The sequence below is a fragment of the Enterobacter cloacae complex sp. SYL001 genome (assembly GCF_049237025.1).
Lineage (GTDB): Bacteria > Pseudomonadota > Gammaproteobacteria > Enterobacterales > Enterobacteriaceae > Enterobacter > Enterobacter intestinihominis.
This window is the reverse complement of record NZ_JBMKJI010000035.1, coordinates 26,764-38,839: the sequence shown is the minus strand read 5'-3', so window position 1 is coordinate 38,839 and position 12,076 is coordinate 26,764. Positions and strand designations below refer to the sequence as shown.

14 protein-coding genes and 2 pseudogenes are annotated in these 12,076 nt (G+C 47.4%); 2 read left to right on the top strand and 14 right to left on the bottom strand.

All coding sequences use genetic code 11. The features are described 5' to 3' along the window. Positions 1 to 1,955: pseudogene (locus tag ACOTZP_RS21970) on the bottom strand (Tn3-like element IS3000 family transposase); the annotation flags it as partial. Between the two features lie 143 nt (positions 1,956 to 2,098). On the opposite strand from ACOTZP_RS21970, the pseudogene ACOTZP_RS21965 reads away from it, so the two are divergent. After that, positions 2,099 to 2,611, top strand: a pseudogene (locus tag ACOTZP_RS21965) (Tn3 family transposase); the annotation flags it as partial. 251 nt (positions 2,612 to 2,862) lie between these two features. Here ACOTZP_RS21965 and dqlB read toward each other — a convergent pair. From dqlB to ACOTZP_RS21930, 7 genes are all read right to left on the bottom strand, one after another. Beyond that, the gene (gene dqlB / locus ACOTZP_RS21960; RefSeq protein ID WP_000609145.1) at positions 2,863 to 2,958 is read right to left on the bottom strand and encodes a DinQ-like type I toxin DqlB; all 96 of its coding nucleotides are present in this window, start codon (positions 2,956 to 2,958) and stop codon (positions 2,863 to 2,865) included. 804 nt (positions 2,959 to 3,762) lie between these two features. Further along, positions 3,763 to 4,041 carry a hypothetical protein gene (locus ACOTZP_RS21955; protein ID WP_001093608.1) on the bottom strand — a complete coding sequence of 93 codons (279 nt, stop codon included), beginning with the start codon at positions 4,039 to 4,041 and terminating at the stop codon, positions 3,763 to 3,765. Beyond that, on the bottom strand, positions 4,038 to 4,313 hold the full coding sequence (locus ACOTZP_RS21950; RefSeq protein ID WP_000557557.1) for a hypothetical protein: 276 nt from the start codon (positions 4,311 to 4,313) through the stop codon (positions 4,038 to 4,040). Before ACOTZP_RS21950 ends, ACOTZP_RS21955 begins: the two co-directional genes overlap by 4 nt. Before the next feature lie 17 nt (positions 4,314 to 4,330). After that, positions 4,331 to 4,585, bottom strand: a complete 255-nt coding sequence (locus ACOTZP_RS21945; protein WP_000510385.1) for a hypothetical protein — start codon at positions 4,583 to 4,585, stop codon at positions 4,331 to 4,333. 109 nt (positions 4,586 to 4,694) lie between these two features. Then, positions 4,695 to 5,516 carry a SprT-like domain-containing protein gene (locus ACOTZP_RS21940; RefSeq protein WP_000196235.1) on the bottom strand — a complete coding sequence of 274 codons (822 nt, stop codon included), beginning with the start codon at positions 5,514 to 5,516 and terminating at the stop codon, positions 4,695 to 4,697. Then, entirely contained in the window at positions 5,513 to 5,692 is a 180-nt protein-coding gene (locus ACOTZP_RS21935) for a hypothetical protein (RefSeq protein WP_000136657.1), read from the bottom strand. The genes ACOTZP_RS21940 and ACOTZP_RS21935 overlap by 4 nt, the downstream gene beginning before the upstream one ends. A 16-nt stretch (positions 5,693 to 5,708) precedes the next feature. Beyond that, positions 5,709 to 5,975 (bottom strand): hypothetical protein, encoded by a 267-nt coding sequence (locus tag ACOTZP_RS21930; protein ID WP_032072053.1) that lies wholly within the window; start codon positions 5,973 to 5,975, stop codon positions 5,709 to 5,711. Between ACOTZP_RS21930 and ACOTZP_RS21925 the strand changes: the two genes are divergently transcribed. Beyond that, entirely contained in the window at positions 5,965 to 6,615 is a 651-nt protein-coding gene (locus tag ACOTZP_RS21925; protein WP_000351937.1) for a YkgJ family cysteine cluster protein, read from the top strand. The genes ACOTZP_RS21930 and ACOTZP_RS21925 overlap by 11 nt on opposite strands. A gap of 37 nt (positions 6,616 to 6,652) precedes the next feature. Here ACOTZP_RS21925 and ACOTZP_RS21920 read toward each other — a convergent pair whose 3' ends face one another. From ACOTZP_RS21920 to ACOTZP_RS21895, 6 genes are all read right to left on the bottom strand, one after another. Then, positions 6,653 to 7,108 (bottom strand): H-NS family nucleoid-associated regulatory protein, encoded by a 456-nt coding sequence (locus ACOTZP_RS21920; protein WP_001293458.1) that lies wholly within the window; start codon positions 7,106 to 7,108, stop codon positions 6,653 to 6,655. Between the two features lie 11 nt (positions 7,109 to 7,119). Continuing rightward, positions 7,120 to 9,447, bottom strand: a complete 2,328-nt coding sequence (gene topB / locus ACOTZP_RS21915; RefSeq protein ID WP_004199098.1) for a type IA DNA topoisomerase — start codon at positions 9,445 to 9,447, stop codon at positions 7,120 to 7,122. A 3-nt stretch (positions 9,448 to 9,450) separates the two neighbouring features. Continuing rightward, on the bottom strand, positions 9,451 to 10,713 hold the full coding sequence (locus ACOTZP_RS21910; RefSeq protein ID WP_000517490.1) for an AAA family ATPase: 1,263 nt from the start codon (positions 10,711 to 10,713) through the stop codon (positions 9,451 to 9,453). An 82-nt stretch (positions 10,714 to 10,795) separates the two neighbouring features. Further along, entirely contained in the window at positions 10,796 to 11,290 is a 495-nt protein-coding gene (locus ACOTZP_RS21905) for a thermonuclease family protein (protein WP_001215543.1), read from the bottom strand. Continuing rightward, the gene (locus tag ACOTZP_RS21900) at positions 11,287 to 11,613 is read right to left on the bottom strand and encodes a hypothetical protein (RefSeq protein WP_004208538.1); all 327 of its coding nucleotides are present in this window, start codon (positions 11,611 to 11,613) and stop codon (positions 11,287 to 11,289) included. The genes ACOTZP_RS21905 and ACOTZP_RS21900 overlap by 4 nt, the downstream gene beginning before the upstream one ends. An 85-nt stretch (positions 11,614 to 11,698) precedes the next feature. Next, complete coding sequence (locus tag ACOTZP_RS21895; RefSeq protein WP_000754496.1) at positions 11,699 to 12,013, bottom strand: TrbM/KikA/MpfK family conjugal transfer protein; 315 nt, start codon at positions 12,011 to 12,013, stop codon at positions 11,699 to 11,701. Positions 12,014 to 12,076: the final 63 nt, after the last annotated feature.

Genomic DNA, 12,076 nt, shown 5'->3' with positions numbered 1-12,076 from the left:
GCCTGGATAGTGCTGAGCTGATCATAGGTACGATCAGAGATCTGTGCCATGCCGTAAATGCCTTGATTGGTTGCATTGCCGACCAGAATTGCCAACAGGTCATATTCATGGGAACGGCTTCTGGATTGGGAACCCAGCACATGAGCGAAGCAGTCAATGAAACCGGTGTCACGATCAACCATGCGCAGTACATCCGCAATCCCCGTTGTGGGAATTTGCTGGAAGAAGGGATTGTTGACCAGATGATGTTTGCTGGCCGAAGGCAGGCGCCAGAAGCGTTTACCCTGCGGATTACGCAAGATGATATTCCGGTTGTCTTCCTGTTCAAGATATTCGCCGACTTCGTACAAACGGGTATCCAATTCCATGGCCATCTGTTTGATCAGCTTTTCAGGCTCCTCCGCTAATTTTGTAAAATGGCTCTGTTGAAGCAGCGTATATTTGTTTTTTCGCCAATGTTCCCCGTCGATCAGGTCGGCGTCGAGTGCCCGGTATTTAGTGATATCAGGCAGCGTCAGCTGGCCATTCAGGCGATCAGGAATCTGTTGATAGAGGAACCACTCATAACGATCGATCAGGATATTCCCTTCACCATCCAGCAGGAATTCACGTGATTTTTTGGAAAGGAGTCTGGTGTCGGCAGTTTGCAACTGAGCGTCCTGGCCGTTGAGTTCGTTTTGTGTTTTCGCCAAGGCGGCCGCTAAGTGCTGGGTGCCGTCGCAGCCTTCGAAGCGCAGACATAGGAACAACTCTCGCAGCAAACCTTTCCGCAGACTTTCTTTCTCGTCGCAGTACTGCCACATGGCTTCATCGACCGATCGTCGCTGCTCGTTCAGGAAGAGACATACAGATTCCAGATCCCTTTTGGTCAGCAGGCTCAGTGCTTGCTGTCTTACTGTTGCAAACGGTAGTTGCAGATCAATGCTGTCATCAATGAACAGGTGCAGTACTTCAGCTGCCTTGCTGACATTTTTAGCTGCTTTTTGCCAATCCTTAAACACCGCTTCCTGCGCATAATCCTTTGCCTTCTGTTTGGTCTGTCTGACATGATGCACAAAGCCATCGGCAATACGTTCCAGCGCTTGCTGCCATCGCGTTTGAAGATAGCACAATAAATACAGCCATTGGCTGCCTACGGTTTGACGTTTCAGTTTGGCACCGTAGTAGTCGACTTTCTCTGCCAGGTGTTGCAGATTTTTCTGCGACAGTGATAGCGTGCTCAACAGCAGATCCACTTCCGGCATCCAATGCTGGATATGGCGATAGACAATCAGTTCTTTCTCCAACTCGGTTCCGGTGAAGTTACGAGCCGATTGTCGCAACTGTCGGAACGGCAGTGGACCTGTGCCGTTCACGAGCTCCGCCAGTGCTTGCTTAAGACCGCGTGACATTGCACGCTCAAGGTGCGCGGCCATGTGTTCCTGTTCGTCTCCCACCACCTGACTGATGATCTTTTGCAGCGTGCTGTAGGCAGGGATTGCGATCTTCTGCCCCGAACAATATTCATTGGCCGCATCGAAGAGGTGCCTAGGCGCTGTCCAGGCTCTGGCTTGCTGGGATAAGTAATCTCTCAACGCCGCTCCATGGTCTTTGACATTTCAGCGCTGGTAGTTGCAGAGCTGGAAAACACGTTGGTAAATCCGTTCGTTCTCTTTTGGCGTGAGATTAAAGGGTCTACAGCCTGGGCCTGGTAGAACGGTTTGATAAACGTATTTGAGGTCCTGCTTGATCTGATGAAAGCCGGGATTCAGCACCACCGGCTTGGCTTTGAAATAGCCCAGCAGTACCACCAGCATGTAACGCTGGCCCCGATGACGGAGGCTTTTAGCGATCGCCAGTTCCTTATCGTTCAGCGAGAAAAAGAAGCGTTGGTCGGCGGAGGTGAAAGCGGGGGGTCCATATAACTCATCTTGTTCTGCCTCGGACAAGATTTGGACACGTTCTTCGAATGCCATGGATTTAGCCCAAAAAGACTAAATCTTACTCAAACAGAGCCCAAATAGGGATCTCGAAAAAAGTAATACCCCTCTGGAGGCCACAGACGGCGGGGCCTCCAGAGCACTTTGTCGTTTTTGGACGGAAAATCCCTAGAACCCCTCAGTGGGACGAAATGATCCGGACCGCTGGCTCCCTGAAGCTGGGCAAAGTACAGGTTTCAGTGCTGGTCCGTTCATTGCTGAAAAGTGAACGTCCTTCCGGACTGACTCAGGCAATCATTGAAGTGGGGCGCATCAACAAAACGCTGTATCTGCTTAATTATATTGATGATGAAGATTACCGCCGGCGCATTCTGACCCAGCTTAATCGGGGAGAAAGTCGCCATGCCGTTGCCAGAGCCATCTGTCACGGTCAAAAAGGTGAGATAAGAAAACGATATACCGACGGTCAGGAAGATCAACTGGGCACACTGGGGCTGGTCACTAACGCCGTCGTGTTATGGAACACTATTTATATGCAGGCAGCCCTGGATCATCTCCGGGCGCAGGGTGAAACACTGAATGATGAAGATATCGCACGCCTCTCCCCGCTTTGCCACGGACATATCAATATGCTCGGCCATTATTCCTTCACGCTGGCAGAACTGGTGACCAAAGGACATCTGAGACCATTAAAAGAGGCGTCAGAGGCAGAAAACGTTGCTTAACGTGAGTTTTCGTTCCACTGAGCGTCAGACCCCTGTTACCGATGCAAGAACAGGGGAGTTTCATGAAATGCCTGTTTAGGAGTGATTAAAGGTAACTTGTGCGCAGAAGGTCAGGTGTGTGGTGGTTAGTACAGACTAGTGAATGTTGTAACTAAACTATATTTTTATTAAAGGCCGGAGGTGGTGTTCCTCCGGCCTTAATTACGTTTCCGTGTTCATTAGTCGATGAACTGGCGGATCAGTTCCAGAATGGCAATCAGCGCGTTTGCAAGCGCCGCTACCGCCCTCAGAACGATGATTAACAGGTTAATCATCCGTTTTCTCCATAAATGGAGTAAAGACACCGTGGCTTGCTCTTACACTGCCTGTCACCACGGCTTCTCTTCGTCTTGTCAGTTGTAGAGAGTCTCACTCCTGCCAGAGCACAGATAACCAGCACCACCTGTATTACCTGTCAGGACTTTGAACCTGTTCATGCCGCATTTAGCGGAATGCAGGGAGAGACTCACCACAGAGCTAACCCTCTGATTATACGTTTATCTAACGTTCAGGCAAACCGTTAACGCACAGTCACTGCCCGTCATATTGCATAATCAGGCTTCACGGATTATCATACTATTGTCAGTTGTAGAGAGTTTCCCTTCCGGGCTGAGTTACCAGCTCGCACCGGAACCGTAAAAAAGCCGACCTCACCAGTCGGTTTTTTTACGTCTGCGGTTTCCCGCTTCGTTTAAATCTATTTTAAATGAATAAATTGTTCTGCGGCAAACCCAACAACATAAGGACGTTAGGGTTGATGGTTGCCGAAATCGCGGTGCGTTACGTGAATTCTGAGGTTTTGCGAGGGGGATTGGGCGCGAGAATTTACGAGAGAGCGCCGGAACAATGCCGGGATCACAAACCATCACCCGTGAAAGAAATCTTCCGGCATTGCCCGGTCAGGTAGTATGACATTCATTGTCAACGGCCATCAATTTATAAGCTGCTTTGCACTTCATAAAAGATCACCACCAGGGCTGCTAAAACAGTACCGATAGCCAGCACGTTAAAAAGTACGTCCTTCATCTTTACGAACGACATACTGATTTGCGTCCTTTCCCTTTTGTCAGCCTTCTCTATCATCCAGCGTTGGTATGAATCACTGTTACTTTTTCTGTCCATGTTCCCCCCAATTCATCAATGAGCACCAGGCGGCCACCAGGCTTCTTGCCAACAAAGTAACGGCCTCGCGGCAGACGTTCGCCAGTCTTCAGCCGTTCGATCCAGTCCTGAAATGCAGGGCGCGGTTTATAGCTGTAGCGGCCAAAATCAGCTAAAGACTGCGTGACCATGACTGTTTGGCAGCCATGCTTTCTCATATCACGAAACGTATTTTCCAGTGCAGCCAGTGTATTCATTTGCACGTTCTCTCTGCTTTTCCCATGAAGATATTAACGACACTCAAAACTAACACCGTTGGCATGATCACGGCAGCATAGCCGACAGCAACGGCCTGATATATGGTCAATGAGTAGTCGGGCTGTTTATACAATACGACTGAAAAAATGCTCCCCAAACAAGCAAGCAGAGTTAAAAACAAGTAATCGACAAATCTGTTTTTATAGATAACCCATGCAACGATGCAGGGATATGACACCAGGCACAGGATAATCGCATTTGTGGTATGCACGTTTCGCTCCTTGTTATTTAAGGGTTGTCAGCCAGATCAAACAGATTGTTCAGGCTGGAACGGAATTGTTTTACCGATGATACCAGCTCCTGACTCCGCGCTTTTTCCTGCGCCAGTTCACGCCGTAGCTGCGCCATCTCGTCTCTGTTACGCTGAAGCTCAAGGATAGCCGTCATAAAGGTTTTGCTGGCTGATGCCTGTCCGGTCGCTTCCTGCGCCTTTTTAATGGCCTGATCTTCGTCGTCATTCGTTCTGATTGTGTAATGCCCCATGATACCCCTCTTTTGCTGTCATTTTTGCGCTGCCGGCGCGAACCCGGGAAGAAACTTTGCTGGCAAAAAACACTGGCCAACAGATGTGACCGGGAAAATTTGCTGGCAATTAATTTTCGATGAAAGCCAGCTCGCAATCGCCGCATTCAATATTCAGTCCGGCTTTGCCCCACACGGCAGCGCCACACCCGCGACACTGATATTTAACTTTATTTCGTTTTGGCTTGTCCTCAAATGCTGCAACTGACAAATCATTGTCATTGCTCCCGGCCATATCATCTGAATGGCTCCCGTTCTGCGGTGACACTGACGGCAGCAGAGCCATAGAAAGCACCGCTTCTATATCAATCCCGGCCTCAGCATTTTGATGCGCCAGAGCAAGCGTTTCGCGCCATTGCTCTATTACGGCGGTCATATCTTTTTGTTGTTCGACCTGGACAGGGAAGCGATCAAACCAGCTCAAAGCAAATTGCCCCTGGAACAGTTCCAGTGTGACGCGCTGGAAGCGGCCACCAGGGATCGGATAGTCATTAATCTTCTGGCCGACTTTCGCACCACCAGGTCTCCCGGTGGAGGAGGGCATAAGTCCGATACTTTCCATTTTTGCCGCCCACTGCGCATTGTGGTACGTCTTACGCGACGGGTTGCCGTAGTGGTACTGCCACATATGGCACTGCTCATGAACCAGCGTTTGCATGACTTCAATAAGCGGGTACACCGGGAAGTATTCAGGATTGAGGGCGATTTCATCAATCATCCTGCCGCTGCCGTCAGCAGCAACAAAGCGCCTGTAACTGAAATAGCCCATTGTGTTCTTGCCGCGCTGGAACGTAATCAGACAGTCAGGGAGTTCGCCGTCAAAAAGGCGCTGGTTATAGAAATCAAACGCCTGTTGTAGCTCGCTGTAAGCGCGTTCCGTGGCTCTTGTCATGCTGAAGTTCGCTTAGCGGCGTTCCGATATTCCTGTAACTCTGCAACAATAGCAGGGAACACATCAGCGCAACGCTGTGCCAGCTTAACCGCCTTTGAACAAACGCCCATACCATGTGCTCTTTTGAGCGCCTCCAACAAATCTGCCAGTTCCTCGTCAGTGATTTTTTCAGTCATCTATTAAGCTTCTCCATTATCTGTATCGTACGATACAGATAATATAAACCACACCTTTGATAGCGGCAATCTTTTTTGCTGGCAATTTCACGCCCAGGGCGGGCATCGAGCGGGTAATATTGCTGGCAAAAATCAACGGCCAAACCGGCTGCAGGAAACTGGTTTGCTGGCAAGCGTGATTTACTGCTGGGCTTGACACCTTGCCATTGTATGACGCTTGTTTTAGTGTCAAATGAACAACCAGCGCGAGAAGAATATAGGAAGCAAAAGCAATGGATATCAAACCTAACTCAGTGATCCACCTGGAGCCAGGCGAAACATTACCCGGCTATACCAATCTGAAACCCGTACCTGATAAGTATTTCGATGAGTTAAAGGCACTCATAAATAAACTCAATACTCAATCCGGTAATATTTACCTCAAGTTAAAACAGATGTACGCCTTTTTGGATCGTTTTAACAAAGAATTTGTGAGCACGTTTACCTCCTGTCAAAAGGGGTGCTCTTCGTGCTGTAAAATGGATGTTCATTTAACCGCGCTTGAGGCAACACATATTGCACAAGCAAGTAAACTTACTGCCAGAGACAACCCGCTTACGACCGGGCATGAGTCAAAATGTCCGTTTTTGTCTGAGAAGGGAACATGCTCAATCTACAATTACCGCCCGCTGTTATGCAGGACATATCATGTACTCACTCCGCCGGAGATGTGTAATGACCTGGATGCACAAGTCATGCAGTATGGTTCTCAAAGCGCGAACATGGGAAATCACATCTACAAAACAATAGCAGAGTGGATCTATTTTCAGACGTATCACTGCACTGGTAAGTTAGAAACCAAAGATATCAGAGACTACTTCCCTTATCCCCGCGAAGATATCCAAAGATTTCTTCACCATAACCCCCCGCGCCCTTTTTGCTAAAAAAAAGCCTCTGACGCAGTGTCAGAGGCTTGTTAGATTACTGTTCGTCACCAGCAGTGCTGGAAGCATCTTTTTTGATGAGAAACTCATCAAGAGAACGGCCAGCTTTTAACGCTTCGTCGATTGGTTTTGGTGTCCGGCCACGACCAGACCAGTATTTCGTTTCGCCGTTTTCATCAAACTGATATTTAGGCGGCGCTTTTGGCAACGTCTTTTTGCGTGTTTTTTGCGCATCTTCGGACAGGCCAAGCAGTTCTTCCGGTGAAAAACCTTCTCCGGCAATCAACTGGAGCAGTTCCTGGCGCTTTCTTTCGCGCTCTGCGCGTTCTGCTGCCTCACGCTCTGCTTCTTCACGACGTTCTTCGATCACGGCGTTAAGCTTTTCCTGCATTTCCAGCAGTTGTTCAAAGCTGGTTTCTCGCGCAAAAACACGAACAGAGCGAATATTCAGGAGTAGCTTTTTTGTTGCGTCAAACGTTTCATTTTCACTCATCGAGTTAATCCTTATTTTTTACTGAACTGAAACCCAAGTTTACCCGTAGTTTTATCCTGCAAAACAATTGCAGCGTCAAACTTTTTCCCGGTTTTATTACTGGTAAAGCCTTTAATCTCTCCGGTTTTACCTTTTTTGATTAATGTCTCAACCTGATTTTGTGTCAGTTTTTTTCCTGACACTTCAGACCAGATTTTAAACTCGCACCCGGAACAGAAAAAGCCTTTAGGCCGGATAATAATTTCTTTACTGCATGAAGGGCAGGGGGCTTCGAGCCGGGACATGGAACCTTCTGATCTGGATTTTGCTTCCATATCCGGTTTGCCGTCTTTGTCCGGGAATGTTGTCTTGCATTCAGGGTAGCAGGAGCATCCCCAGAAAAAGCCATTTTGCCCCTTACGCTTACGCAGGAAACCGTTGTTACAAACCGGGCAGGGCGTGGCATTTGAAGAAATCGAAATTCCGTTCCTGTCCAGCTCGTCGATTAACCCCTGGACGTACTCATCATTTTCCTTAATAAACTCCTCAACTGTCAGCTCTCCGGCTTTGATCTGAGACTGCTTTTCAGCCCACAGAGCGGAGATATCCGGTTTAGTGATTTCAGGAGGCAGTGCAGCGCAAAACTCCTGGCCTTGTTTTGTGGTTTTCCATACCAGCTCCGAATACCCCTTTTCTTTTTCGATGGAGATAAGCCCGGTATTTGCCGCCAGTTTCTCAAGAATACCCGCGCGGGTGGCTTCCGTTCCGATACTGCCACGATCACTGCTGCCCTCGTCTTTCGCTTCCAGCGCCTTTCTGAGAGCCGGATCATCAATGAATTTTGCCGCACTCGTCATGGCGGCCAGTAACGTTGACTCTGTGAAATAGCGAGGTGGTGTAGTCTTTTTCTTGTCCACGTCTGCCGATTCACACAGGCCGCTGTCATTAAATTTCAGCAATGAAAGGTCAAAACCGTCCGTTCCGGCATCTTCGGTTTCGTCCTCGTCATCACTATCCTTACCCAGCGCTTCCCAGCCCTTTTGTACCAGAACGCTCTGTGTGGCCGTAAAGGTATCCCCCTTAATATCAAAGTGGATTTTCGTCTTGTTGCGGATCGCATCCGGGTAGAACAGCCCGATAAAGTAGACGGACACCAGGTTATAAACGTTCCGCTCTTTTTCATTAAGCTGAATACCGGCTCCGCTTTTTGTCGTCGGGATGATGGCGTGGTGCGCCTCAATCTTACTGGCATTAAAGGCTTTGTGTTTCTGGCCTTTATCCATATCTACGATCGCAGACGCCAGTTCGGGTACGGTGGCCGCTATAGCAGTGGCAATATCTCCGGCCTGGTAATAATGCTCATCTGAAAGATAGCGATTGTCAGAACGTGGATAGGTCAGAAGCTTGTGAGTTTCATACAGCCCCTGCATCACATCGAGCGTATCTTTTGCAGAATAACCAAATCGCTTTGCGCAGAGCTGCTGAAGCGTGGAAAGGTTAAGCGGAAGCGGAGGCTTGCTATTTTCCGGCTTTGTCGTCGCGATAGTAACAATAGCATCCTTACCCGTAACACGTCCGGCAATATGCGCGGCCTGAGCTTCGGAGATCAGGCGTTTTTTCTCGTCTATCTGATCGTCGTCTGTTGTCTGATATTTCGCCTTAATCTGATGCCCGTTCATCGACAGACTGGCGAATACATCGTAATAAAAGCTTTCTGTGTGATTCTGGTTCGCCAGCGTGCGCATGTTCACCAGACCAAGAACGGCACTTTGTACCCGGCCAACGTTCAGAACGCCGTCATAGCCCTTCTCACGGCCTTTTAATGTACATCCCCGCGTCATGTTATAGCCAAAACCCTGATCGCACAGGGAACGCGCCAGGGCGCTTAACGTCATACCGCGAAATTTATCGTTAGGTTGTAAATTCGACAGTGATTTTTGCACTGGCGCAAGGTTGAGGTCGGCAACAAGCAGTCGCTGGACGGGTTTCTTGTTTCCGGCATAACCCAGAATCTCATCAACCAGCAAACATCCTTCATCATCGGGGTCGCCTGAATGAACGATGCTGTCGGCTTTATCGATAAGAGACAAAATAATGCGGGTCTGTGCTTCTGATTCAGGCTTGATTTTATATTTTGGCGGATAAACCGCTTTAATGGGTAAATCACTATAACGCCAGTTGGAATATTTGTCGTCATAATCCTGTGGGTCGTAAAGCTCCAGCATATGACCATAACACCAGGTAACGACATCAGAACCGTGTTCAAAATAGCCGTTTTTCTTTTCTGTATTGGGATTTCCGCCCAGTCCTTCAAAAATAGCCTTTGCTAAAGACGGTTTTTCTGCAATAAAAAGTCTCATTAATCAATCCTCAAGGTAACTTGAATAGTCAGGCTGCGCACCATTCTTTTTAAAGATTTCTTCCCTTTCCTCTATGTCTTCTTCTGCCTCCTGCACACTAAGGTCAAGGGTTCCTTTCAAAAAGGCACGCGCATTCTTGATTACATCTACTGTTAATTCGTTTTTTGTTCCGCGAATCATGCCAATAGCAATATTTATTATCTCCTTTATTTCAGCAGGAGTCGTTCTGTCCAGCACCGCGCCAAGTTCTTTAAGGTCAATATTTATATCGTCTGGTAAGTACATTTTGGCACAAGCGGCAGCGGCTTTAGTCCGAAAAGCACCTACAGATATGATTCTGTCAATTCTGCCAGGGCGTTTTCTGATGCGCGGATCAATCCGGTTAGGATAGTTCGTTGAAAAAATAACATATGTCCCGGCAAGATTTCGCGGTGTATCAGCCCCATCAAGAAAACTTAACGTTCCGGCATCAGCCCGATAAAGTTCATCAACCTCTTCAGCTATTATGATAACGGGTATTTTCTTTTGAGCTGCGGCATAGCAAACATCTTTAAAGTAATCATCAGCATAAACAAATACATATTTATCCTGATATTTTGCCCCCAAAGCTTTTGCGATAGTCGTTTTCCCTGTGCCCGGAGGACCAGTAAAAAGCACTTTTCGCATTCCTGACTGACCATAACGGGTGTAGAAATCAATATCCGAAAAGAACTGATTAAAGTCATTCTCCAGCTCATTAAACTTTGGATGAACAGAAAAACGTAAAGCGTTTTCTATTTCTTCCTTCCTTGCCTTACCGTGATAATAAACGCCGTCGTAACACCCGATTTTCCAGATACCTTTACGGGGTAAAGAGCGGTTTAATTTAGCGCGTCCAGCTTCGCAAAGATTATGAAGCATCGACATACTTTTGGTTGTGCCAACTGCGTACTCCATTCTGACTTTAGAGTTAAGAATGAAGCGAATAATATGAACCACTTCATTTTGACCAAGATGAATCCGGTATGCTCCCGAACCATCTTTAAACATAAGCTTTTTAATCCTCCCGGCTTTAGCCATAACAGGGCTACTTCCCGTATGAACGACGGTTGAAGCAACGGGTTCGATATCAAGATTCGAATAAATTTTACGATTCTTTCTGTTTATAAAAATCTCTGCCACTTTAGGATAGTAATCACAATCCTTTACGACAGTACCAAAATTATCTTCACCGTAATATTCTTTATGGAGCCGTAAAGCCTGCTCTACCAGAGTTAATTTACCCATATGCGCACCATGTATATTAAAAACCGTGACGTTGCCTGAAGATTTTCTTCAGGCAGAGGAGGGGTTGGACAAGCGAAGCGCGTCAGTTTTGTTTATGACGCCACTCCCACGGAGGAACGGGATTACTGTCAGCCCACAGGCCGCGCTTCTGTGTCTGAGCTTCCCGTTGCAGAGCCGGTAATGAGTTATCGGTGTTGTACCTGTCATAAACCCATGCAGCCCCTTTTAGCACTTGCTGGCGGTTAGCCTCAGTGCCGTTCGCTGTCACCACTCGTCCCAGGACTCGCCCGTAGCGATCTGTTTGCGTATAAGAGACGGTAACTGATTGCCCTGCCAGCAGGGCTTTAAGTTGATTGGTTGACCAGCGACCAAAGGGTTGTTTTTTTTCCGGTGCATCGATATTTATCAATCGGACTCGAATCGGAACTTCATACACAACAATTTTCGCGGGTAGTGTTTTAACTTCGATGGTATCTCCATCGAGAACGCGAATAACTTTCCCCTGAATCTGAGCAGCACACAATGTAGCTGGCAACAGGGCAACAGCAAAGGAAAGAACATTAAAAAAATGTCTCATTGCTTTCTTCCCTCCCATATTGCTGAGAGTCTTTTAAAAATGGATAAAACGACGACTAAAGCCACTGCGATAACAGCCAACGAAGGAAGTACATAGCTGTATAACTCAACCATGAAATTAATAAACTCAATGAGCGATTGCGGCTTTAAGGAAGCATCCCACAAAACGATAACAAAACGATAAAGCCCATAGACAATTGCCGGAAACCAGACCATAAACAACAAAATTTCAGTAAAAACAGAAGCGACCGATTTGACACTATCGATAATTTCAATTCCGGCAATTCTCACACTTCTTGCATCAGGTACGTTAATAATTTTCATCCTCCCACCCCTGTAAAAAATGTTCGCAAGTTCCAGTCTCAAACCTGAAACTTGCGTATTCACATCAGAATTAAATCAAACAGAATTAAAAGTTTTTCAATCGGCCAAAGCTTGAAATAATTTTACTTACTGTACCTGCATCAGCCGCAGGACATTCATTTAGTTTTTTCTTTCTGGCATCTGCCGTGTGATCGGGTAAAAAACCATGTTTATTCTTTTTCCTGATTGACATAAAACTTTTATACATCGGGTCACATTCTGCCGGACTACTTCCGTCAAGTTTTCCGGCAAGGCATAACACCATTGCACATGGATCGTTCGGGTCGGCCTTTTCCTCAGCATGAGCAGTTCCGGCAGCGAACGCACAAAGCAGCACTGCCGTGGTTACGGTCTTTTTCATATACACCTCATGGATAACGGGCAACTAACGCCCTGCGGTTGTTCAACCCCGGCTCAATAAAAT

Bases quoted from the DNA above. Each gene is read 5' to 3' on its own strand.
- dqlB (WP_000609145.1), bottom strand. From the start codon at position 2,958: ATGATTAACCTGTTAATCATCGTTCTGAGGGCGGTAGCGGCGCTTGCA.
- ACOTZP_RS21920 (WP_001293458.1), bottom strand. From the start codon at position 7,108: ATGAGTGAAAATGAAACGTTTGACGCAACAAAAAAGCTACTCCTGAAT.
- ACOTZP_RS21905 (WP_001215543.1), bottom strand. From the start codon at position 11,290: ATGAGACATTTTTTTAATGTTCTTTCCTTTGCTGTTGCCCTGTTGCCA.
- ACOTZP_RS21910 (WP_000517490.1), bottom strand. From the start codon at position 10,713: ATGGGTAAATTAACTCTGGTAGAGCAGGCTTTACGGCTCCATAAAGAA.
- ACOTZP_RS21895 (WP_000754496.1), bottom strand. From the start codon at position 12,013: ATGAAAAAGACCGTAACCACGGCAGTGCTGCTTTGTGCGTTCGCTGCC.
- ACOTZP_RS21945 (WP_000510385.1), bottom strand. From the start codon at position 4,585: ATGGGGCATTACACAATCAGAACGAATGACGACGAAGATCAGGCCATT.
- topB (WP_004199098.1), bottom strand. From the start codon at position 9,447: ATGAGACTTTTTATTGCAGAAAAACCGTCTTTAGCAAAGGCTATTTTT.
- ACOTZP_RS21935 (WP_000136657.1), bottom strand. From the start codon at position 5,692: ATGACTGAAAAAATCACTGACGAGGAACTGGCAGATTTGTTGGAGGCG.
- ACOTZP_RS21900 (WP_004208538.1), bottom strand. From the start codon at position 11,613: ATGAAAATTATTAACGTACCTGATGCAAGAAGTGTGAGAATTGCCGGA.
- ACOTZP_RS21955 (WP_001093608.1), bottom strand. From the start codon at position 4,041: ATGAATACACTGGCTGCACTGGAAAATACGTTTCGTGATATGAGAAAG.
- ACOTZP_RS21940 (WP_000196235.1), bottom strand. From the start codon at position 5,516: ATGACAAGAGCCACGGAACGCGCTTACAGCGAGCTACAACAGGCGTTT.
- ACOTZP_RS21925 (WP_000351937.1), top strand. From the start codon at position 5,965: ATGGATATCAAACCTAACTCAGTGATCCACCTGGAGCCAGGCGAAACA.